Below are 21,120 nucleotides of genomic sequence, written 5' to 3'. Positions count from 1 at the left end.
CGGGCGCCCGCGACACGTCGGGCGCCCGCAGCGAACGACAACAACGCTGGGGCCGCCCGCAGCCAAAGGCCGCCTGACCAACCCGGCAAGGTACGTGATCATCGCGTTTTATTCTAGTACTAGAATAGAAGCGTGGCTGCCGACCTGACCCCCGCCGAGCTGACCTTGCTCGGCTTGCTCATGGAGAAGCCGAGACACGGCTACGAACTGGACGAAGTCATCAGCACCCGCGGCATGCGCGAGTGGACCGAGATCGGCTTCAGCTCGATCTACTACCTGTTGGCCCGACTCCGCGACCGTGGGCTGATCACCGAGATCGACACGTCGCGAGCCGCCCGGGGAAAGGCCCGCCGGGTATACGGGCCAACGGCCGAGGGGCGCCGGGCGTGCGCACGGTCGGCCGAGGCGGCGCTGACCGAACTTCGGCCGGTGTTCCCGCCCATCCTGGCCGGTCTAGCCAACCAACCGGTCATTCCGCCCGAACGCCTCCAGGCCGCGCTCGACCGGCGGGCCGCAGCCCTGGCGGAGAAGATCGCCACCATCGGCGCGGCCCGCGACGCCCAACCTGACCTGCCCGGTTTCGTCCGCGCCATCTTCGACTACGCACTGGGCCAGCTGGCCGCCGAACAGCAGTGGCTGGCCGCCTACCAGGCGGCCGAACTCGGTAACCGATCTCCCAACGAGCCCCCCGCCAGGAAGGCAGACGGCCATGACCCGCTATGACGTCAAACGAGAACTCAAGGAGTGCTACGCGCCAAGGAACGCCGACTGGGCACTGGTCGACGTACCCACGCAGCAATTCATCGCCGTCGACGGTTGCGGCGATCCCAACACCAGCGCCGACTACGCCCGCGCCGTCGAGGCGCTCTACGCCGTCGCCTACACGATCAAGTTCACCAGCAAAGCCGCCCTCGGCCAGGACTTCGTCGTCGGGCCGCTCGAAGGACTGTGGTGGTCCGACCGCCCGGAAGTGTTCACCACTCGCGCCAAGGACGCCTGGCACTGGCGCATGCTGATCAGCCAGCCCGACTGGATCACCGACGACCTCATCAACGAGGCCAAACAGGCCGCGCAGGCGAAGAAGAGCCTCCCCACGATCGCCGAAATCCGCCGCGAGACCCTGAAGGAGGGCACCAGCGCCCAGCTCCTGCACATCGGACCCTACGACGACGAAGGACCCGTCCTCGCCAGGCTCCACCGCGAGTACCTCGCCGCCAACAACCTGCGAATGTCCGGGCACCACCACGAGATCTACCTCGGCGACCACCGCCGAACCGAGCCCGCCAAACTCAAGACCATCCTCCGACAACCCGTTCAGACGGCGAACTAACGGCACACTGGCCACCCACGGCGACTCAGCAGCCTGTTCGAACGCCCTTCGTAAGCGGGGGTGACGGGCCTCCCTCCCGAAGGTACGTTGACGATCATGGCGTGCTCCGTCGTGATCGCGCTCGCCTGCTTAAGCGGCGTGCCCGAAAGGCCAGACCTCCGGTGAGCCCGGACCCGGGCGAATCGCGACCCCGATTCCTGGTCCTCGGCGGGTTGGAGATCCAGGTGGCGGGCGAGCTCACCGGTGTCCGCCAGCCGAAACGGCGGGCGTTACTGGCGGCACTGCTCATCCGGCCCGGCCGTGTCGTACCGACCCGTTCCCTGATCCGGGCGGTATGGCCGGAGGGACCGCCGACCTCCCACAGGTCGAACCTCCGCACCCACGTGCGCGCGTTACGTCGCCTGCTGGGTCCCGCCAGTACCGTTCTGCGCACGCGGCCGCCTGGCTACGCGCTCGCCGTGGAGCCTCCCGACCTCGACGCGTACGACTTCGCGACGGCCGTCGGCGAAGGACGCGCGGCGTACGCGCGTGGTGACTTCCCGACCTCCATCGCCCGCTACGAACACGCGCTCGGCCTGTGGCGCGGCGAAGCGTACGAGGAGGTGCCGCGCTGGCCCGAATTGGACAACGAGATCGCGCTGCTCGCCGAGCAACGATTGATCGCCATCGAAAACCTGGGCGACGCCCGCTTGTCGGCCGGGCTCCATGAGGAGGCCGTGGCGGACCTGCGGGCGCTCGTGACAGTCCACCCTCTGCGGGAGCGGCTGCATGGGCAGCTCATGGTGGCGCTGTACCGGTCCGGACGCCAGGGCGACGCGGTCGACGCTTATCACCGGGCGCGGACCGTCCTGGCGAAGGAACTCGGCGTCGAGCCGCACCCGGAGTTACGCCGGTTGCACGCGGCCATGCTGCGCGGCGAGGTCTAGGGGCGCCCCAGAGCCGTGACGGGGACCTCGGCGACCCCGGCCTCGCGGGCCGTCCGCCGGGCCGCTCCCGGCGAGTCGCCGCGGCCGACGACCTTCCCCTCGTGCAGGGCGACCCATGTCCCGTCGGCGGGCTCGTCCTCGCCGTACGATGCCCGGAGCGCCGCCTCGAGCGGATCGCGCACGGGAACGACGACAGGGATGCGCCGGCGCCAGTAGAAGTACTGGGCGACGATGAGCAGCCCGAGCGGCGTGAGCAGCGGAATATAGGTGATCGCCCCCGTGGCGAACCCGGCGAACACCGCCGCCATCAGAAGCACGTCGACCGCGATCGCGCAGATCCCGGCGGCCCGCCCGTACGACTTGATCGCGACCAGGGGCCACAGCGTCAGCATGAGGGTGTCGCCGAGCCCCATCATGATCGGCTCGGGCGTGTACCGGGCCGCCAGCATCGGCGCGAACGGGATGCCGTTGACCAGGTGCATGAAGTCCGAGGTCACCGACGAGAGCCCGGTCGCCACCGTGTCGTACACGACCAGCGCCGCGGCGAACCCGGCGACGAGAGGCGGCCTCATCCCCGTTTGCACCCACAGGTTGGTCACCCCGGTGGCCACGACGACGAGCGCGACGTCGTTGACCAGCATCAGGGCGGTGGACCAGTGGGCGAAGTACGCGACGATCTCGAAGGCGCACGCCGGCGTCGCCACTGCCACCGCGCCCCGGCCACCGATGAGGGGGGCGAGCGTGAACTGCAACCCGACGAACACGGTCAGCCCGAACACCGTGCAGACGAGCGCGGCCGGCATGTCGAGGTACGCGAACGGCATGATGACCAGGAGCGCCACCATGATCACGATGTCGGATCGCACGAACAGGCCCGCCGGTGGCCGTGGCATCCGCACCTTGGCCAGGTAACCGACGGCCAGGCCGATGGTGACCAGCACGACGGTGTCCAGGGCGAGGGCGCCCTGCAGTCCGTGGTTCACGCGCTCCTCCCGGCGGGGACGGTGTGGAAGGTGTGCTCCCGCAGGTCGGCGCGGACCCGGCAGGGCGTGGGAAGATCGGCCGGGTCCTCGACCAGGACCACCCCGGACAGTGGAAGCGCCAGGTCGGCCACCCGCCCCTCCAACCGGGCCGACAGCGTACGGGAGGCCCGCTCGGCGACCACGTGCAGCACGGGTCCGCCCGGATCACCGGTCTCCTCGATCGCGTACCGCGTCGGCAGCGGCAGTGCGCGCTCCGCCTGCAGGAGTTCGAGCACGTCCCTGGTGGTGAGGTCCGAACCGGTCACGCGCCCGAGGATCCGCGAGGTCGCGGGTACGGCCGCCATCTCACAGCCCAGCTTCTCCGCCTCGGGCAGCACGCGGACCAGGTCCCCGGTCACGTACCGCAGCAGCGTCGTGGTGTCCCGGTACGACAGGAACGGCGTGATGGTCAGGGAGCCGACGGCTCCGGGTGCGGCCGGTTCGAGCGTCACCGGGTCCAGCACCTCGACGTATCCCAGGTCGACCGGCAGGTGCAGGTGGTCGTGCGCGCAGACCTGACCGGCCACGGGGATGATCTCGGTCATCGAGTAGCCGTCGGTGACGGGGACGTTGAACAGCTCGCGCGCCCGGTCCCGCAGCGCGTCGGTGAGGATCTCCCCGCCGACATGGATCTCCTGGAGCCCGAAGTCGGCGGCGGTCCAGCCATCCCTCTCCGCCTCCTGGACGATCGCCGCCAGGTAGGAGGGCGTCGCGTTGAGATGGGTGATCTGGGGGCGCTTGCCGGGCAGGTGCATGGGGGTGGCGAGCCGGTCGAGCGCGACCCGTGGGTCGACCGGGCCGATCGGCACATAACCGGCTCCTGCCATCGGGACGGAGCGCCCCTCCAGGTACTGGGCGATGGATCGCGTCGTGATGCAGTTGGCCCAGACATGTTCGGAACGCAGCCCCGCGGTGAGCATCAACGCCAGCGCTCCCGTCGCCACCGTGATGTCGAGCTCGTACTGCGAGAACCACACCGTGGTCGGAATGCCCGTCGTGCCGGTGGTCTGTGCCGCCATGGCGGGCCGGGCGCGATCCGAGACGAACGCCGCCGGCATGCTCCGCAGCGCGTTCTTCGGTGTCGGAGGGATGCTCGCGATCGTGTCCGGCGTCACGGACGCCGGGTCGACGCCGATCCGCTCGAACAGGTGCCGGTAGTACGGCGTGTGGCGAGCGGCGTTGCGCACGGTCCGGCGCAACCGTCGCCGGGTGAGACCGTCCTGGACCTCCGGGTCGGGGGCGCTGAGCATGTCCCCGGCCCCATCGCCGGCGGAGCCGAACTCCTCGATCGTCGCGCGCACGTCATCGGCGAGCGCCATGGCGTCCCGGACCCGGAATCCGCGTCCCGACAACATCGACCAGGCGAACCCCAACTGCCGTAGGCCTGTGCTGAGCACCGATCCTCCAGATCGTGGCCGGCGGGAACGGGGCCCTCCCCGGGAGCGGACCCCGCCCCGGGGAGAGCGGGATCACGTCAGGCGGCGCTGCTCGTGAACAGCGCGGCCGACAGGGCGCTGACCGTGTACTTCGCGTACACACGCACAGTCTTGATCATCGGGGAACCTCCTCCGATCCGAGGTGGCCGGGGCAGCCGCCTTCGAGATCGACTGTGCGGTCCGGGGGCACACTGGGACGTACATTTCACCTACATCTGCCATACATTCGTCAGGTATCGCCGGAGACCGCCCGCGATGGAACCACACGCGCCCAACCGGGCTCCCTCGCCCAGGCCCCCGTGGACCACCGGCCCACGCGGGCTAGGGTCGTTCCCCATGACCGACCCCTCCCTGGACGTCACCCGGGCGGCGTACAACGACGTCGCCACCCTTTACGCCGAACTGTTCCGCGACTCGGTTGACGGCCGCCCGCTGGACCGTGCCCTGGTCACCGCGTTCGCCGAGCTCGTACGAGCCGCGGACGCCGGGCCGGTGGCCGATCTCGGATGCGGTCCCGGTGGCGTGACGGCGCGCCTGGCCGGCCTCGGCGTGACCGCCTTCGGCGTCGACGCGTCGCCGGCGATGATCGAGCTGGCCCGCCAGGCGTACCCGCACCTGCGGTTCGACGAGGGTTCGATGCTCGCGCTGGACATCGCGGATGACACGCTGGGCGGCGTTCTCGCCTGGTACTCCATCATCCACACCCCGCCGGAGGAGCTGCCGGTGATCTTCGCGGAGTTCGCACGGGTGCTGGCCCCCGGCGGTCACCTGCTCCTCGGCTTCTTCACGACCGACGGCGACTCGCCGCACCCGGCCGAGCCGTTCGACCACAAGGTCTCCCTCGCCTACCGGCTCTCCATCGACCACGTCGCGGACCTGGCCCGAAAGGCCGGGCTCGTCGAAATCGCGCGGCTGCGCCGCGAGCCGGGCGAGAACGAGAGGTTCCAGCACGGCCGCCTCCTCGCCCGCAGGCCGACGGAGCCGTAGGCCCGGTCGCGGGTCAGCAGGTCGATGACGGCTGGACCGGGTGCCGGCGTAGGACGTCACGGGCCTGGGCCCGGGAGAGGTTGAAAGACGCAGGAGCGCTGCGGCTCGGGAAGCCGGTCGAGGGCGGGGACCGCGTCGGCGGACAGGCCGGCCAGGTAGGGCAGGTCGGCGCTGCCGGTGTGCCGAAGGCGGTCCACGTTGTGGGCCGCAATGAACCCGTCGGGGTTGAGCAGCCCAAGGGCCAGCAGGCCGACGGCGCCGCCGGCGGCCACCGCGCGGGGCAGCCAGGCCGCCTTGAGGCGGATGCCGGCGACGGCGACCAGGACGATGACCAGGCCCATCCACAGCTCGAAGGCGTGCACCCACAGCCGGAGCCTCGTCCAGCCGTACGCCTCCTCGTAGAGGAACAGCCGGCGCAGCGCGACGGCGACGACCACGAGGGTCACCGCCAGTTGGCCCTCGCGGGGCGCACCACACTCACGGCGGCGGGGACCGGTTCAGTAGGTGCCGTAGAGCCAGTTCCCAGGGGCGTCGGGGTCCGTGCTGGCGAAGAACTCTTCGATCAGTTTGCGCCATTGGTTCAGGTCGAGGTAGCCCCGGTTTTGGGGGTCTAGGCGCTGGAACGCCTGGATCGCATCTCGTCGCGCCAGCCCGCATCCGACGGAGAACAGGTCCACGTACTCGTCCTTGACCAGGTGTCCGTCTCCGTTGACGTCGGCGAAGTCGAAGAATGCGTCGCCGGTGGCGTGGAACTCCCTGGCTTGCTGGGGGTCGGCGAGCGCCGCCGTCATCCTCTGCAGGTGCTCTTGGCGGGTGACTCGTTGGTCGCCGTCGATGTCCATGGGGGATATGACGGTCTTCCAGAACTGCTCCAGAGCCGCGCGCAGGCGCTGCGCCTCGGCGGACGTGGAGGCGTAGCCGCGGATCCGGGCGTAGCGGTCGCCGATGCCCAGCATGGTCGGCAGGGTCAGCGCGCCGGCCCCGTCGGGGTCGAGTACATCGAAGAAGCGGTTGATCTTGCGCTCCTGGAGCTGCTTGGACATGGTGGATCCTTTCCGTTGTGACGCCTCCGACAACATCTATTACGATACGCAATTGATTGAACACACATAGTGACCGACTTGGTCAGGCTTCTGTCGCGAGTTGGCCCGGCGGTGTGCCTTTAATCTCTCGAGCGCCGAGGAGGGGCGTGCGGAGGCTCCGCACGGCTTCAGGCTTCCTCCTGCCGAGCAGCTGCCAAGCAGGTGGGTGGCGTTGGCGTTCTGGATCGCCGGCGCCACCATTGATCTGGCGTTCCGCGTCGGCGGCGCGCGTAGTACAGGGTGCGTGGTAAAGGTCGTGATCGCTGCAGCGTGGAGGTCACCCGGCCCGCGACCGGGCGAATCGACCGTGCCGATGCCATAGGCGAAGGTGCCGGCGGCTGGACAATCTCGTCCAGATACCGCCAAGCGGCTGCCACTGGGCCCCGAAACAGGCTGCGACCTTTCCCGGACGTCTTGCCCTTCGCAGGTAGGAAGAACGGGCAGGGCCCGCTGGCGGGGATTCGATAGCCGCCACGTCGATGTGATCGCTTTGCGGCTTCGGCGAATCAGACCCGATCTACCAGTGGCTTCTTTGCGCCGAGGCGGAAGCCGACGTCGTGGTCATACTGTGCCCGGAAGGTCGTCTTCGGGGGCGAAGTGGGCGCAGCGATCGTGGGGTACGGCCCAATATCAACGTACCGCCGCTGTTTGCGTCGGCTTTCAGTGGCTTGCGTCACGAAGGATGTCGACACTGGCCTTCTGGGAGAGGGTCTGTATGGCTGCGATAAGGAACAGGCCCGGCATCTTCGGAAATACCGAGGCGTCCACGATGCGTAGCCCTTCCACTCCGTGGACCTTGAAGCGGCTGTCGACGACCGAGTCGTCGATGGTCCTGCCGAGTGGGCTGGAGCATGCCGGATGGTGGCCGTAGTGCTCCCTGCGGATGAAGTCGCCGAGGTCCTGGACGTCGGGGCCGGGGAAGATCTCGCCTTGGCCGGGTTCGGCGCGGTTCAGTTCGCGGCACATCTGGATGGCCTGCGTCAGTGCGGCGAGGTCGTGTTCTCCACCTGTGCCGTTGCCGAACGCGCGGAAGTTGATTTCCGGGCAGCGGGTCGGGTCGCCTGAACGCAGGCGCACGTAGCCGTTGCGGTCCCCGGTGTACCCCATGAGCGTCAACCAGGTCCAGGTCTGGCCGACGTGCGCGAGCGCCTCCTTGACCCAGCCGGGGTGATGGGCCCGGAACTGGGTGGGCACTCCTAGCGTGACGCAGTTGGCGGGGGATCCGTCGGGGCCCTCGGTGCGATACCTGATGCAGGGGATGCCGAACTGGCCCAGTTGAGAGTTTTCTGGGTCGGCCCGCCACCCGGACAAGCAGACGCTCAGCCGTGGCCCGGTCAGGCCGAGCGACTTGACCAGTGCACTCACATAGCGATCCTCTGCCAGGTCCGGCATGGCGTAGCGGTCGATGACCGAGATCTCACGCCGGTCCTGCAGGTTGGCGCCGACGAGCGGGGAGTCGACGAGGACTTCGATGCCGTGGGCCTGCAGGTGGTCGGCGGGGCCGATTCCGCTCAGCATGAGGATTTGCGGGGTGTTGTAGGCACCGCCGGCGACGATGACCTCGCGACGAGCTCGGACCACCTGGCGACGAGTTGCGCGCTCCTCCTCAGCCGTCTCCTGGAACTTCGGTGAGGCTTGGTAGAGATGACGTCCGTTCAGGAGTTGGACGCCTACCGCCCTGGGGCCTGTCGGCCCGGGCTCGAAGAGGACCTTCTCCACCAGTGCGTCGCACTGGATTTCCAGTTGCGGACAGCTTCGCTCGGCCGAGATGAGGCGATCCCGGACACCTTGGCGCACGCCGGCCTTGATCCCGATCTCCAGGTCCCAGGATCCCGGGGCGCCGACGTTGTCCTTGTCGTTGAGCGACCCCGAACGTGGAGCGCCCCCCATCGACTTGAGGAACCAGTCCGGGCCCCTGAGAGATCCGACCAGGCTGCCGAGATCGGTTCGCGGAGACTCCAGTTGGGCGAACGGGTTCCTGGAGGAAACGGCCTGCCATTCGAGCACTTTTTGCCAGTGCTGCCACATGGCTTCGTGGTGCCATCCCTCGTCGCCCGTCAGCTCCATGATGTCGTCCCAGTCGCTGTGCGCCGGGTACATGATGATGCCGGAGTTGTGGATGGTGCAGCCGCCGAGGGCTGACGCGCGGGGGTAGAGGACCCCGCCCTTTTCATCGACCCACGTGTCACCGTGAGCGGCTTTGCCGCCGTCGTTGTGCTGAACCCAGTACTCCCAGGCCACCTCAGGGTCTTCGGTGGCTTGTGCGAAGAACATGGGGACGTCCCGGTAGACCTCGTTCCCGCTGGGCGGACCCGCCTCAAGGACGAGCACTGAGAAGCCGGCCTCGGCGAGATTCGCCGCGACAGGTCCGCCGCCTGGCCCAGAGCCGACGACGATGTAATCGTAGGTGGACGTTTCGCGCGAATCATCTACTGGAACGTTTTCCATTCGATGCCCCGAAGAATCGCAGGTCCGGCCCCAAGCGCATGATATCGCCACAGGAACCGCCGAGTACTAACTGTAGTTATCTAAGCACATAGCGTAATGAATCTCTGTGGCCGCTTGGTGACCCTTTGGTGGCCGGGACTGGCGGCGATAGGTACCTGACGGCGATGCGGAGCGGTCTTCAGAGCAGACCTCCGGTGGCGCTGATGGTCTGCCCGGTGATCCAGCCGGAGTCGGGGCCCACCAGGAAGGCGACGACGCCGGCGATGTCCTCGCCGGTGCCGAGGCGTCCGAGGATCGTGTTGCGCGCGGCACGCGCCAGAAGCCGAGGGGGGAGCGACTCGCGCAGCATCGCGGTGTCGGTCGCGCCGGGGGCGATGCAGTTGACCGTGATGCCGCGGGCGCCGAGCTCGAGCGCGGCCACGGCGGTGAACTGCTCGACGGCGGCTTTGGACGCGGCGTACACGGCGTTGCCCGGCGTCGGGCGGCGGACCGACACCGACGACAGGTTCACCACGCGGCCGCCGTCCCGCAGCCGTTCGGCCGCGTACCGCAGTGCCAGGAAGGTGCCCTTGGCGTTGACTGCCATCATGGCGTCGAAGTCCTCCTCGCTCGCCTCCGCCAGGCGTCCGCGCGGCAGCCAGACGGCGGCGTTGTTGACCAGTACGTCGAGCGGGCCGAGCAGGCTCTCGGCCCGCCGGTACAGGTCCTCGACCTCCGCGGCCACGGCGACGTCGGCTCGCACCGCGTGTGCTCCCGTGGCCGCCGCGACCTCGCCGGCCGCCTCCTTGTCCCGGCGGTAGCCGAAGACGACGTCCGCGCCGTCGACGGCGAGTCGCTCGACGATGGCCCGGCCGATGCCCCGGGAGCCTCCGGTTACCAGAACCCTCTTGCCGTCCAGTGCTCCCATGACGCTCCTTTTGACATCACATGGTGACTGATAGACTACGAACTGTAATGTACGTGATCGTCTGCCCCGTCCGGGGCGGATGGAGGGTAGGACTTTGGGTGATCGGCGGCTGAGCCGGGACGAGGTGCGCGCGGTACTGGTCACGGCGGTGCGGGAGGTGCGGCCCGCGCTCACGGGCACATCGATCACCGGTGACGAGCATCTCGTCGGCGAACTGGGGATCGATTCGGTCGAACGGGTGGAGCTGCTGATCGCGCTGGAGGAGGCCTTGGAGGTGGAGGACGAGGTCGATCCGCGCGTCTTCATGATCCCGATGACGATCAACGATCTGGTCGACCAGATCGTGGTCGCGGAGCCGGCGGTGCGCGAATGAACGCCGCTGGCGGCTTCCCGCCCGGCGCACCGGGCAACCGCAGGGTGTACCTGCGCGGCGTGGCGCTGGCCGACCACTTCTTCCGAGCCAAGGACCACGAGCTCTCGCACGCCGACGGCTGGGACGCCATCTTCGGCGATCGTTTCGGCCGCGGCGTCCTGAACCTCGACGGTGTGCAGCACCGCGGCTGCCGCAAGGCCCTGTTGCCGCTGTTGGGACGGGCCGCCGCACCCGCACACGAGCGGCGTATCAACGACACCCTCGACCGGGTGCTGCCGACGCTGCCTCTCGGTACGCCGTTCGATTTGCACTCCTTCACCACCCCGCTGGTCTTCGAGATCGCCGCGGGCGCGTTCGCCGGCCTGTCGGCCGCCGAGGCCCACGAGATGTACGAGCTCTACAACGTGCTGCGCATCCGCGACGTCGAACTCGGGACGGCGGACGGCGACCGGGATGTTCGCCGCATCGGGCGGGCACGCCGCCGTATGCGCGCCTTGCTGCTGACGGCCGTCCAACGGCTCGCCGACGTCGAGGGGCCCGTTCGCCGCCTGCGGGCACTGCCGCAGCCGCCACCAGACGAAGAGATCGCCGGAAACATCGCCATCCTGATCCTCGCCGGATACGAGACCACCGGTTACCTCACCGCCAGACTGTTGTGGCTGCTGGCCCGCCACCCCGCCGAGCAGGACGCGATCCGCCGCGAGACCGGCGACCGAACGCCGGTGTCGGCGCAGACCACCCCGCTGCTGGACGCGGCCTTCGCCGAAGCCGCCCGCCTGCACCCGCCGCTGCGGTACCTGCCCCGCCGCGCACTCACCGATCTCGCCTTCGACGGGACGCGGCTGCCAGCCGGAAGCGAGGTGTTCTACGCGATCGGCGACACCCAGCGCGATCCCGACCTGTTCGACGACCCGCACCAGTTCCGGCCACGACGATTCCGCGACAGTACACACGAGCGGCTGGCGTGGACACCTTTCAGCGCGGGACGACGCGTCTGCGCCGGTATCCATCTCGGGACCTTGGGAACTCAATTGATCACTGCCAGGTTGCTGCGAGAACTCCGGCTGAGCGCCCCGCCCGGCCCCTACATCCAGGACGTCTGCCGCAACGGCGCGACCGTAGAACCCGAGAGCCCGCTCATGGTCGTGTTCCAGAAAGTGCACCGGTGAGCGCGGACGCCCTAGACGCGGCGACACTGGCCGAGGCCGTCGGACTCCTGGCCCCCGGCGTCACGGTGACGTTCCCGCACACCGGCCACAGCTTGACCGCGACCGACCTCGACACTGCGTCGGCACGCTTCGCGCATGGATTGCTGGCGCACGGTGCAGGCCCCGGCGACATCGTCGGCGTCCTGGCCCCGACCGGCCCGCACGCCCTGATCGCCCTGCTGGGAATCGTTCGCGCGGGAGCAACGGCAAGCATGTTCCCCATCCCCGCCGGAGCTGCGGACCTGGCGGCCGAACGGCTCGCCCCCTCCATCGACAAGGCCCGAATACGGCACCTCGTCACCCACCCCGACGGCGTGCAGATCGCGACCGAGCTGACCGCGCGCCGCCCGCGACTGGCGATCCTGGATGCCGACCTGGACGCACCGGGCAGCGGGAGGCTCCCTGCGGTGGCCGCGGACACCCTGGCGGTCGTGCAATTCACCTCGGGCAGTACCAGCAGGCCCAAGGGCGTCAAGCTGCCGCACTCCACGGTGATGAGCGGATTGCGGGCGATCGTCCGGTCCAGCGCCATCACGCAAGACGACACCATCGTGTCGTGGGTACCGCACTTCCATGACATGGGCCTGTTCGGTCCGCTCGCCGTGCTGCTCGCCGGAGGACGTGCCCACCTGGTCCCTCCGCTGACCTTCCTCCGCCGGCCCGCCGCCGTCCTGCGGCTGATGTCACAGGCCGGCGGGACCATGCTGACCGGGCCCGACTTCTCCTACCGGCGCCTGGCGGCCACCGATCTGCCCTCTGACCTCGATCTGTCCCGGTGGCGGCTGGCCTACAACGGTGCCGAGCCGGTACGGGCCAAGACCGTCACCGCTTTCACCGAGCGCTTCGCCGCCGCCGGCGTGACCGCCTCGGTGATGTATCCGGTGTACGGGATGGCCGAGGCCACGCTCGCCGTCGCGTTCCCCGAACCCGGCGCCACCCCCAGGACCGTTCATGTGGACCGGTCGCTGCTGGCCGACGAGCGGCGTGCCGTCCAGGTCGCCTCCGACCACCCCAGGGCCAAGGCGCTGGTCTCCGTCGGGCGTCCCGTGCACGGCCTGCGGATGCGGCTGACGGACGGCACCGAGATTCCGCCGGGACGTCTCGGCGAGATCGAGATCAGCGGACCCGCGGTGACCCCTGGCTACCTGCACGACCCGTCCGCCACGGCCGAGGCGTTCGACGGCCCCTGGCTGCGCACCGGCGACCTGGGCTTCCGCCTCGGCGACGACCTCTTCGTCACCGGCCGCCGCAAGGAGATGATCATCGTGCGGGGACAGAACCACTTCCCCGAGGACGTGGAGGACATCGCCCGCCGCCAGCCCGGTGTCCACCGCGAACGGTGCGTGGCGTTCGCCGACGCCGAACGGCTGACCGTCGTCGCCGAGATCGCGCCCCGCACCGACCCGGCCGCCCTGACGACCCGGATCAAAGTGGCGGTCGCCGACCACCTCGGCCTGTCGGCGATCGAGGTCCACACCGTCCGTCCCGGCTGGCTGCCGCGTACCACCAGCGGCAAATGGCAGCGGGAGTTGACGCGCGAACGCATCACACAGCGAACCTGAAACAGCACCGCCCGGCAAGGAGCACATCAGCCGCTCCTGCCATCGACCCGGCGAACCCAGCAGGACCGCTCTGGTCAGCACGGCACCCGGCGTACGGGCGAGACAGTCGAGCAGGTCGTACTCGGTGGGCGTCAGATGCACGGGTGCCCCGTCGACGGCGACCCTGCGGGCCGCCCGGTCGATCTCCAGCGGGCCGAGCCGGAGCACGTCGCGGGCGGGGGTGGCCGCCAGCGCGGCCGCGTGCTCGACCCGGCGCAGCAGGGCCCGGACGCGGGCAGTCAGCTCACGCATGCTGAACGGCTTGGTCAGGTAGTCGTCGGCCCCCACCGCCAGGCCGACGAGCAGGTCGGTCTCGTCATCGCGGGCCGTCAGCATGAGCACGGGGACCGGTCGCTCCCCCTGGATACGGCGGCAGACCTCCAGCCCGTCGAAGCCGGGCAGCATGAGGTCGAGCACGACGAGATCGGGCCGGTACTCCCCGAAGGCCGTTACGGCGGCCGGTCCATCGGCGACCGTCCGCACCTCGAAGCCTTCGGCCGCCAGCCGGTCGGCGACCGCCTGCGCGATGGCGGGCTCATCCTCGACGACAAGGATTCGTTGCATGGCGGCGAGCCTAAAAGCCGCGTGCGGAGATCCCTCGGACGATCTGTGGGGAATCTGTGAAGATCCCGGCCGAGATGCGCCTCTAGGCCGGAACGTGCCCGTACTCGGCGACGAACGGCCTGAGATCGGGGACGCCGAAGGTCTCGCACATCGCCGTGAACTTCGCGACCTTGTCCGCACCGAACCGCCGGATCCGGTCGGCGTAGGAGGTGGCGGAGACGAAGGTCGGCGGGTCGGTCTTGCTGTGGAACTTGTCGGCGTACATGACGAGTTCTTCCTCGCGCGACTCCGCGACGTAGTCGGCGACCGGCAGGGGGAGTTCCTGTCGCCGCACGTCGTCCCGCGTGATGCCCACTCCGGTATGGCGCGAGCAGAAGCGGCGGAGGACGTCGGGGATCCCTTCGTCCCTCAGGAGTTCGTCGCCGAGGATCCCGTGACGGATGTAGCCCGACTCGTCGATTCTCCCGTCGGTGTCGTACAGGCGATAGACCCCGATGTCGTGCAGCAGACTCCCGGCGCGCACCAGATCCGCGTCGAGGCTCGGGTCACCGTCGGCCAGGAGTTGTTCCGCGATCCCGCACACGATTTCGCAGTGCGTGTGAACGAGGTCGAACGCCGCCCGCGTGGGCGCGTGTTTCTCATGCAACGCGCGGATCTCTTCGTCCGTCGGGAGGAGCATGCCGAGAGTCTAACGACGCCCGTCTTCGCCTCTGGGCCGTTGAAGTTCTGTTCTCCCAGGTCAGGGGCTGCCATGGAGCAGGCGGGAGGGCCGAAGGTGAACCTGGTACCACCCGAGATCGGATGGCCGCATTACTGATCTTCGGCCCCGGAACGACGACGCTGGTCCTCATGCCCGACAAGCCGGGCGCGGAAGGAGATCAACCCCATGGTCGCCAGCGTGGTGTCCCTCGAGCGGTGCCTGAACGCCACCCCGTGGACGGTCCGGCTCGGCCGGGGCTCGATGGGACAGCCCGCGCTGGAGGTGTACGACGCGGAGACGCTGATCGACGTCGTCGTGGAGACCTCGGTGGCCCCGGAGATCCTGCGGGGCGCCCGGTGCGGCGTCTCCCGAGGACGCCCGTACGCCGTCGCCTGGGGCCGGCTTCCGGCCGATTCGATCGTCCCCGCGGTGCTGTTCTCCACGGGCCGGTGGGCACGCGAGACGCACCCGGCCGAGGCGATCGGGGTCGGCGGGTTCTGCTGGCTGGCCGTCATGCCCGGCCGGTACCGGACCGTCACCGTCGGCCAAGACGGCACCCGATGCGCCCGCCTCCGCGTCCGGGCGGGCCACCCCTCGTGACGATCGCCGCCCGCCGCAACCGCCTCCCGGGCCACCGCTCGTGGCGAGCGTCGCACGCCGCAACCGCCTCCGATGCGTGCGCGGCACCGGCGACCGATCTCTTCCCCCCAGATCCCGCTCCGGCCGGCGGCCGGAGTCCATCGCGTCGAGACAGAAGGCACAACTCCGTGAAGACCTCCCTCATACAGTCCGGAACGCGACGGCACGTCACCATCGTGTCGGCGAGCGTGGGCGCCGGGCACGACGGCGCGGCGACCGAGCTGGCCCGGCGGCTACGCCAGGCCGGGTACTCCGTCGACGTCCACGACTTCCTCGACCTGCTCCCCGCCTCGCTCGGACGCATGCTGCGGCGGACGTACGAGCTGCAGCTGCGGGCCGCTCCGGAGAGCTGGGAGCGGTTGTTCACGGCACTGGAGCGACGGCAGGACCTCGCGGCGGCGGCGCGGGCCCTGAGCGGGCTGGCCGCGCGCCGCCTCGCCCGTACGACGGCGGGCTCCGTCGCGGTCGTCTCGACCTACCCGCTGGCGAGCCAGGCGCTGGGCCGGCTGCGGCGCCGCGGCGTCCTGAAGGTCCCGGTGGTCACGTACCTCACCGACCTGTCCGTGCACCCTCTGTGGATCGCCGAGGGGGTCGACGCCCACCTGGCGCTCCACGCGACGACGGCGGCCGAGGCGCGGCGGCTGGGCGCCGCCGACGTACGGGTGTGCACGCCGGCCGTACGCCCGGCGTTCCGGCCGCCGGCGTCCACCGCCGAACGGCAGATGGCGCGGCTGTACTTCGGCCTGCCCGAGGACCGGCGCCTGGCCCTGGTGGTCGCGGGGTCGTGGGGCGCCGGAGACGTCGCGGCCACCGTGCGGGACGTGGCCGCGTCCGGGCTGGTGACGCCCGTCGTCGTCTGCGGGCGGAACGGGGCGCTGCGCGAGGCGTTGAACAGCTCCGGCGTGGGCATCACTCTGGGCTGGGTGGAGGACATGCCGTCGTTGATGCGAGCCTGTGACGTCGTGGTCCAGAACGCGGGGGGCCTGAGCTCCCTCGAGGCGCTGGCGACGGCGCTGCCCGTGATCAGCTACCGGTGCCTTCCGGGGCATGGGAGGACGAACGCCGCCGTGCTGGAGGATGCGGGCTGGGCCCCGTGGGCGCGCCGGCCGGAAGATCTGCCCGAGGCGTTGTTCGCGGCGCTGGCCGGACCCGGTCGGACGACGCCCCCGAGCACGGCCGACCCGGCGGCGATCGTCGCCGCCCTCGCCGGCGGAACCCCGGTGACCTCGCCACTCACGACGAAGGCGCTCGCCACGGCCGCGGAGGTCGCCCGATGAGCTCCTTCCCACGCGTGCTTCTCGCCGCCGCCGGCGTCCTGACCGTCGCGCACGCCGCACCGGCGCTCACCTCCATCGGCCCGCTGCGCCGGCGTCTGTTCCCAGGACTGGCCGGGGTCGGTGATCCCGGTCATGTGGCCCTCACCTTCGACGACGGCCCGGATCCGCGCTCGACCCCGGCGTTCCTGGCCGCGCTGCGGGAGTACGAGGCGACGGCCACGTTCTTCCTCCTCGGCCGGATGCTGAAGGACGCACCGGACCTGGGCAGGGAGCTGGTCGACGCCGGCCACGAGGTCGCGGTGCACGGCTGGGAGCACCGCTGCATGCTGCTGCGCGGACCGGCCGAGACGTACGACGACCTGGCCAGGGCGACGGAGACGATCGCCCGGACCACCGGCACGGTGCCGCGCTGGTACCGGCCGCCGTACGGCGTGCTGAGCTCCTCGGCGCTGCGTGCCGCACGCCGACTGGGCCTGACCCCGGTGCTGTGGACGAACTGGGGACGTGACTGGACACGCGCCGCCACCCCCGCGTCGGTCCTCGCCCTCGTCACCCGTGATCTCGAGGGCGGGGGCACCGTGCTCCTCCACGACTCGGACTGCACATCGGCCCCCGAATCGTGGCGGAGCACGCTCGGCGCACTGCCCCCGCTCCTCGATGACGTACGCGTGCGAGGCCTGTCGGTGGGCCCGCTACGCGATCACCTGGTGACGAGTGCCGCGACCGCGTGACCGGTGTCGCCGTGCCCGGCCAGCAGGGCGGTGACCTGGTCCTGCCCGGCCCCGCCGGTGGCCGCGCGCCATCCGGCGTCCTGCCCCAGGAGCCCGGCCACGGCGTCGCACGCCGCCGGGTGACCGGCCACGAGGTCCGCGACCGCCCCGGCCGAGGTCGGAATCGGAGGCGGCACCGTCGCCGACGGCCGCGCGAACCACGGCGGAACCCAGGCGTCGACGGCCGGCAGGGAGGCGGGGAACACCCGGCCCGCCTCCCGTACGAGCACCGGCACCAGCTCCGGCGCCTGCTCCCGCAGTGTGGTGATCAGCCGGGGAAGCCAGGGGAGAAGAACCGGATCGGGCAACCGGGCGAACGCCTTGGACATCACCTCGACGATGACGGGGGCCAGGGACGGGGCCGGCTCGAGCGCCTGGACGAACCCGCTCAGGTAGAGCGGGATCGACGGGACGACGAGCGGGTTGGCCAGCAGGTCGTCGTACCGCGAGCGCAGCGCGTCGAGGGCCAGCAGCCCCAGCTGCGTCTGCGTCGCCCACAGCAGCGCGACCTTGGCCGGCGCCTCCGGGTGCGACTGCCGCACGGCGAGCTCGAGCTGGGAGTGGTCGCAGCCGAGTGACAGCGCCAGGCCCTCCATGCCGAACAGGAAGCCGAGCATGGCCGCCACCTGGCGGACACCGGTGTCCTCGTCCACGAAGGCGGTCGGCAACAGCGTGCAGTAGTGCGCGTATCCTGCGGTCACGAAGCGTTCGCACCACTCGGGCAGCGCGGGCCCCGTGGCGCGGTAGTGGGCCAGCAGCCTGCGGATCCGGCGGAGCACGTCGGGTGCGTCGTCCACGGTGCGCTCGGCGGCGAGCAACGCGACGGCGCGGGCGCCGAGGTCGTCGGCGACGCGCCCGCCGCCGAGGTAGAGGATGGCGTCCTCCACGGCCTCCAGCGCGACGGCGGCGGTCGCCTTCGGGTCCGCCACGGCGCGGCGCAGCCGCTGCTCCAGCACCTGCTCGATCGTGACGCCCTCGTAGCCGAGCTCGACGATCGACCGCTGGTGACGGCCGATCGCCAGGTCCCAGCTCTCCTGGATCGGGCGTTCCCCCAGCCGCCGGGAGCCCATGATGGGGCGGACGGCGTCGTCGGGCAGCAGGCGGCGCAGCACCCAGAGCAGGTCGGAGCAGGGCCTCAGCCCGGGGTCGGCGCCGAGGTCGAGCAGCGCTCGCTGGATCGTGCGCCTGGTCAGATCGAGTCCCAGGGGCTCCAGCCGGTCCAGGACGTCGCGGGCCAGCGGCGGGAGCGACTCGTAGCCGACCTGTCCGACGCGGTCGCCGCCGAGCAGGATCTCGCACAGGCGGCGTACGTCACGGCGGCCCGGAACGGTGTCCTTCTCGATGCAGGTGACCGCCGCGTCCTGGAAGTCGTACGGGGTGGGGCGCCGTCGGCCGCGCAGGTTCGCCAGCAGGATCGACGTCTCGAACACGGCGATGGCGTCGGCCGTGCTCGCGAGGTAGCCGTTGCGGCGCGCCAGCCGCACGATGTCGACGCACCAGCCCAGGAGTTCCTCCTCGTCGAGCCCGTCCGGTGCGGGCGGCTGCGACAGGAACCCCGACAGCCGGTCGGCGACCGGCCCGTCCGGATCGGACGGCCGCCGGGCACGGGAGGCCTTCGGCTTGCCCTCCTGGCCCTTGAGCCGGAACGGCGTGACACCGCTGCGCTTCACCGCCTTCGCCCAGGTCGCCGCGGCGATCGACACCGATCCGGGGGCCAGCCCGAACTGCGCTTCGATGGCGGAGTGGCTGGAGGGGATCAGGCCGTACTGCCAGCGGGTCGCCGTACGCGGTGTGATCTCGAACGGCGCCTGCGCGCGCAGGCCGAACTGCTCGACGCGGCTGGCCGCGTGGAACGCGCCGCAGACGTACAGGCAGCGGGCCGGGTCGGCCCCGGACGCGGCGAGGTGCTCGCGCATGCGGGTCCACATGTAGCGCTCGCGGTCCTCGTCACGGTCGTTCCGCGCGTCACGGGCCGGGCGCAGTCGCCGGAAAAGGCTGCCGATCATGACCATGACCTGCCGGTACGTCGCGTAGTCGGCGCCGACGAGGGGCTGCTCGACGTACTGGTCCCACCACTCGGACCAGTGCCGGACCTTGCCGTGGTGCAGCAGGTGCGCTTCGAGCTCGGCGAAGCGGGGACGCAGGTCGCCGATCTCGATGCCGACGGCGTCACCGTGCAGAGCCGCCTCTTCCCCATCGCCTTCCGGGCCGTCGCCGGTCGCGGGCTCGGCCGGCGTACGGGGCTCCCACTGGAAGACGTGGTCGGTGGAGCGGTCGACCAGCACGAGCTCGACGCCGGGCGTCTCCAGGGCGTACGCGATGGCCTGGTATTCGGCCGACGCCTCGGTGACGGGCGCCACCACGCTGAGCGGCGCCCACGTCGCCGGGAAGTCGTCCAGCTCGGTCGCGAACGCCTGCAGCGCGACGGGCAGCCGGCAGTTGCGCAGCTCGTCGAGGAGCGGCCGCAGATCCTCGCACAGTTCTAGATAGATGACCGTGGGCCGCTTCTCGCGGAGCCGTCGCGTCATGGCCAGCGCGGACGCCGGTGAGTGATGGCAGACCGGGAAGATCTCCAGCTCCTCGCGCAGCGCCCGGTCGACGTCGTCGACCATGCCGGCCAGGATGCCGGGCACCGGGTCCGCGCCGCCGGGCCCGTCCCCGGCGAACGCGGCGGCCGCGTCGAGGAGCTGCCCGCGGAGCGCCCCGAACGGCCCCGGCAACGTCGCCTCGCTCATGAGAGCGTGCCCAGAGCCTGCCGCCCGCCCTCCAGGAATGCCTGCCAGGGCGCGCCGTCGTCCTGTTTGCTGCGCGGCTCGATCACGCCGTGCCAGAACTTGTTGAGGATCGCCAGGTCCTCCGGGCTGCGGCGGGCGAGCGAGCCCACCAGCGAGCCGGCGAGCGTCTCCGCGCGGAGCGTCCGGTCGCCGAAGAACTGGCTGTGCAGGATCGCGTCCTCCAGCACGCCGATCTGCTCCGCCGTGGACAGCGCCGACTCCAGCTTCTCGTCGTCGCTGGTGGCCGAGGCCGCCGCGGCGCGCAGGTCGGCGAAGCTCTGGAGCAGGATGTCCAGCAGCGTGGGCGGCACGTCCAGGTCGATCCGGTGCCGGCGCAGCAGCTCGGTCGTACGGAACTTGACGATCTCCTCTTCGCTGCGCTTGCTGGTCACCACGGGGATGCGGACGAAGTTGAACCGCCGCTTCAGCGCGGACGACAGGTCGTTCACGCCCCGGTCGCGGCTGTTGGCCGTGGCGATGATCGAGAAGCCGGGCTTGGCGAAGACGATGTTGTCGGCGTCGAGCTCGGGGATGGAGACGTACTTCTCGGACAGGATGGAGATCAGCGCGTCCTGCACGTCGCTCGTCGACCGGGTCAGCTCCTCGAACCGCCCGATCGTCCCCTGCTCCATCGCCGTCATGATCGGCGAGGGGATCATCGACTCGCGGGACTGACCCTTGGCGATCACCATCGAGACGTTCCACGAGTACTTGATGTGGTCCTCGGTGGTGCCGGCCGTTCCCTGGACGACCATCGTCGAGTTACGGCAGATGGCGGCCGACAGCAGCTCGGCGAGCCAGCTCTTGCCGGTGCCGGGATCGCCGATCAGCAGCAGGCCGCGGTCGGAGGCGAGCGTCACGATGCTCCGCTCGACGAAGCTCCGGTCGCCGAACCACTTCTGCGAGATCTCCCGGTCCAGCCCGTCGGAACGCTCGGAGCCGAGGACGAACAGGCGGACCATCCGGGGGCTCAGCCGCCACGAGAACGGCTTGGGCCCGTCGTCGACGGACTCCAGCCAGTCGAGCTCCTCGGCGTACTTGACCTCGGCCGGGGCGCGCAGCATCTCGTCGGTCAT

The 21,120-nt window shown here is 70.4% G+C and carries 19 protein-coding genes and 1 pseudogene; 10 read left to right on the top strand and 10 right to left on the bottom strand.

Features of this window, described 5'->3' with window-relative positions; genetic code table 11:
• Nucleotides 1-132: 132 nt before the first annotated feature.
• The 3 genes from NE236_RS20480 to NE236_RS20470 all read left to right on the top strand — a co-directional run bounded on the left by NE236_RS20480 (nucleotide 133) and on the right by NE236_RS20470 (nucleotide 2,256).
• Complete coding sequence (locus NE236_RS20480) at nucleotides 133-723, top strand: PadR family transcriptional regulator (protein ID WP_252843638.1); 591 nt, start codon at nucleotides 133-135, stop codon at nucleotides 721-723.
• Nucleotides 710-1,330: a GyrI-like domain-containing protein gene (locus tag NE236_RS20475; RefSeq protein ID WP_252843637.1), complete on the top strand. Its 621-nt coding sequence runs from the start codon at nucleotides 710-712 to the stop codon at nucleotides 1,328-1,330. The genes NE236_RS20480 and NE236_RS20475 overlap by 14 nt, the downstream gene beginning before the upstream one ends.
• Before the next feature lie 161 nt (nucleotides 1,331-1,491).
• On the top strand, nucleotides 1,492-2,256 hold the full coding sequence (locus NE236_RS20470) for an AfsR/SARP family transcriptional regulator (protein ID WP_252843636.1): 765 nt from the start codon (nucleotides 1,492-1,494) through the stop codon (nucleotides 2,254-2,256).
• Here the strand turns inward: NE236_RS20470 and NE236_RS20465 are convergent.
• Nucleotides 2,253-3,239, bottom strand: a complete 987-nt coding sequence (locus tag NE236_RS20465) for a hypothetical protein (RefSeq protein WP_252843635.1) — start codon at nucleotides 3,237-3,239, stop codon at nucleotides 2,253-2,255. The genes NE236_RS20470 and NE236_RS20465 overlap by 4 nt on opposite strands.
• Nucleotides 3,236-4,675 (bottom strand): phenylacetate--CoA ligase family protein, encoded by a 1,440-nt coding sequence (locus NE236_RS20460; RefSeq protein ID WP_252843634.1) that lies wholly within the window; start codon nucleotides 4,673-4,675, stop codon nucleotides 3,236-3,238. The genes NE236_RS20465 and NE236_RS20460 overlap by 4 nt, the downstream gene beginning before the upstream one ends.
• 375 nt (nucleotides 4,676-5,050) lie before the next feature.
• Between NE236_RS20460 and NE236_RS20455 the strand changes: the two genes are divergently transcribed.
• Entirely contained in the window at nucleotides 5,051-5,701 is a 651-nt protein-coding gene (locus NE236_RS20455) for a class I SAM-dependent methyltransferase (protein WP_252843633.1), read from the top strand.
• A gap of 56 nt (nucleotides 5,702-5,757) precedes the next feature.
• Here NE236_RS20455 and NE236_RS20450 read toward each other — a convergent pair whose 3' ends face one another.
• From NE236_RS20450 to NE236_RS20435, 4 genes are all read right to left on the bottom strand, one after another.
• A complete protein-coding gene (locus NE236_RS20450) occupies nucleotides 5,758-6,147 on the bottom strand; it encodes a DUF4153 domain-containing protein (RefSeq protein ID WP_252843632.1) in 390 nt (129 codons plus the stop codon).
• Between the two features lie 51 nt (nucleotides 6,148-6,198).
• Nucleotides 6,199-6,744, bottom strand: coding sequence for an EF-hand domain-containing protein (locus tag NE236_RS20445; protein ID WP_252843631.1), 546 nt, complete (start codon nucleotides 6,742-6,744; stop codon nucleotides 6,199-6,201).
• Nucleotides 6,745-7,443: 699 nt separating this feature from the next.
• Nucleotides 7,444-9,231 carry a GMC family oxidoreductase gene (locus NE236_RS20440; protein ID WP_252843630.1) on the bottom strand — a complete coding sequence of 596 codons (1,788 nt, stop codon included), beginning with the start codon at nucleotides 9,229-9,231 and terminating at the stop codon, nucleotides 7,444-7,446.
• Nucleotides 9,232-9,409: 178 nt separating this feature from the next.
• Complete coding sequence (locus tag NE236_RS20435; RefSeq protein WP_252843629.1) at nucleotides 9,410-10,138, bottom strand: SDR family oxidoreductase; 729 nt, start codon at nucleotides 10,136-10,138, stop codon at nucleotides 9,410-9,412.
• Between the two features lie 94 nt (nucleotides 10,139-10,232).
• On the opposite strand from NE236_RS20435, the gene NE236_RS20430 reads away from it, so the two are divergent.
• From NE236_RS20430 to NE236_RS20420, 3 genes are read left to right on the top strand one after another with little or no spacing between them, the layout of a single operon-like run.
• Nucleotides 10,233-10,511, top strand: coding sequence for an acyl carrier protein (locus NE236_RS20430; RefSeq protein ID WP_252843628.1), 279 nt, complete (start codon nucleotides 10,233-10,235; stop codon nucleotides 10,509-10,511).
• Complete coding sequence (locus tag NE236_RS20425) at nucleotides 10,508-11,680, top strand: cytochrome P450 (protein ID WP_252843627.1); 1,173 nt, start codon at nucleotides 10,508-10,510, stop codon at nucleotides 11,678-11,680. Before NE236_RS20430 ends, NE236_RS20425 begins: the two co-directional genes overlap by 4 nt.
• On the top strand, nucleotides 11,677-13,281 hold the full coding sequence (locus NE236_RS20420) for an AMP-binding protein (protein ID WP_252843626.1): 1,605 nt from the start codon (nucleotides 11,677-11,679) through the stop codon (nucleotides 13,279-13,281). Before NE236_RS20425 ends, NE236_RS20420 begins: the two co-directional genes overlap by 4 nt.
• Nucleotides 13,282-13,605: 324 nt before the next feature.
• Here the strand turns inward: NE236_RS20420 and NE236_RS20415 are convergent.
• Together NE236_RS20415 and NE236_RS20410 are read right to left on the bottom strand one after the other, a co-directional pair.
• A pseudogene (locus NE236_RS20415) lies at nucleotides 13,606-13,884 on the bottom strand (response regulator); the annotation flags it as partial.
• Nucleotides 13,885-13,966: 82 nt separating this feature from the next.
• Nucleotides 13,967-14,563, bottom strand: coding sequence for an HD domain-containing protein (locus NE236_RS20410; RefSeq protein ID WP_252843625.1), 597 nt, complete (start codon nucleotides 14,561-14,563; stop codon nucleotides 13,967-13,969).
• 207 nt (nucleotides 14,564-14,770) lie between these two features.
• Here NE236_RS20410 and NE236_RS20405 point away from each other — a divergent pair, with 207 nt between their 5' ends.
• The 3 genes from NE236_RS20405 (at nucleotide 14,771) to NE236_RS20395 (ending at nucleotide 17,231) form a co-directional block, all read left to right on the top strand.
• Nucleotides 14,771-15,184, top strand: coding sequence for a hypothetical protein (locus tag NE236_RS20405; RefSeq protein ID WP_252843624.1), 414 nt, complete (start codon nucleotides 14,771-14,773; stop codon nucleotides 15,182-15,184).
• 167 nt (nucleotides 15,185-15,351) lie between these two features.
• Nucleotides 15,352-16,500 carry an MGDG synthase family glycosyltransferase gene (locus NE236_RS20400; RefSeq protein WP_252843623.1) on the top strand — a complete coding sequence of 383 codons (1,149 nt, stop codon included), beginning with the start codon at nucleotides 15,352-15,354 and terminating at the stop codon, nucleotides 16,498-16,500.
• Nucleotides 16,497-17,231 (top strand): polysaccharide deacetylase family protein, encoded by a 735-nt coding sequence (locus tag NE236_RS20395; RefSeq protein ID WP_252843622.1) that lies wholly within the window; start codon nucleotides 16,497-16,499, stop codon nucleotides 17,229-17,231. Before NE236_RS20400 ends, NE236_RS20395 begins: the two co-directional genes overlap by 4 nt.
• On the opposite strand, the gene NE236_RS20390 is transcribed toward NE236_RS20395, so the two are convergent.
• Together NE236_RS20390 and NE236_RS20385 are read right to left on the bottom strand one after the other, a co-directional pair.
• A complete protein-coding gene (locus NE236_RS20390; protein ID WP_252843621.1) occupies nucleotides 17,201-20,005 on the bottom strand; it encodes a DUF5682 family protein in 2,805 nt (934 codons plus the stop codon). The genes NE236_RS20395 and NE236_RS20390 overlap by 31 nt on opposite strands.
• Nucleotides 20,002-21,120: an ATP-binding protein gene (locus NE236_RS20385; RefSeq protein WP_252843620.1), complete on the bottom strand. Its 1,119-nt coding sequence runs from the start codon at nucleotides 21,118-21,120 to the stop codon at nucleotides 20,002-20,004. Before NE236_RS20385 ends, NE236_RS20390 begins: the two co-directional genes overlap by 4 nt.

The organism is Actinoallomurus purpureus (genome assembly GCF_024055795.1).
Classification (GTDB): domain Bacteria; phylum Actinomycetota; class Actinomycetes; order Streptosporangiales; family Streptosporangiaceae; genus Actinoallomurus; species Actinoallomurus purpureus.
The sequence above is the reverse complement of the archived record's forward strand: the minus strand, read 5'-3'. Positions and strand labels throughout refer to the sequence as shown.

Excerpts from the sequence above, each read along its gene's own strand:
- NE236_RS20410 (WP_252843625.1), bottom strand. The coding sequence starts at position 14,563 with ATGCTCCTCCCGACGGACGAAGAGATCCGCGCGTTGCATGAGAAACAC.
- NE236_RS20475 (WP_252843637.1), top strand. The coding sequence starts at position 710 with ATGACCCGCTATGACGTCAAACGAGAACTCAAGGAGTGCTACGCGCCA.
- NE236_RS20455 (WP_252843633.1), top strand. The coding sequence starts at position 5,051 with ATGACCGACCCCTCCCTGGACGTCACCCGGGCGGCGTACAACGACGTC.
- NE236_RS20445 (WP_252843631.1), bottom strand. The coding sequence starts at position 6,744 with ATGTCCAAGCAGCTCCAGGAGCGCAAGATCAACCGCTTCTTCGATGTA.
- NE236_RS20385 (WP_252843620.1), bottom strand. The coding sequence starts at position 21,120 with ATGACCGACGAGATGCTGCGCGCCCCGGCCGAGGTCAAGTACGCCGAG.
- NE236_RS20435 (WP_252843629.1), bottom strand. The coding sequence starts at position 10,138 with ATGGGAGCACTGGACGGCAAGAGGGTTCTGGTAACCGGAGGCTCCCGG.
- NE236_RS20440 (WP_252843630.1), bottom strand. The coding sequence starts at position 9,231 with ATGGAAAACGTTCCAGTAGATGATTCGCGCGAAACGTCCACCTACGAT.
- NE236_RS20405 (WP_252843624.1), top strand. The coding sequence starts at position 14,771 with ATGGTCGCCAGCGTGGTGTCCCTCGAGCGGTGCCTGAACGCCACCCCG.
- NE236_RS20425 (WP_252843627.1), top strand. The coding sequence starts at position 10,508 with ATGAACGCCGCTGGCGGCTTCCCGCCCGGCGCACCGGGCAACCGCAGG.
- NE236_RS20395 (WP_252843622.1), top strand. The coding sequence starts at position 16,497 with ATGAGCTCCTTCCCACGCGTGCTTCTCGCCGCCGCCGGCGTCCTGACC.
- NE236_RS20390 (WP_252843621.1), bottom strand. The coding sequence starts at position 20,005 with ATGAGCGAGGCGACGTTGCCGGGGCCGTTCGGGGCGCTCCGCGGGCAG.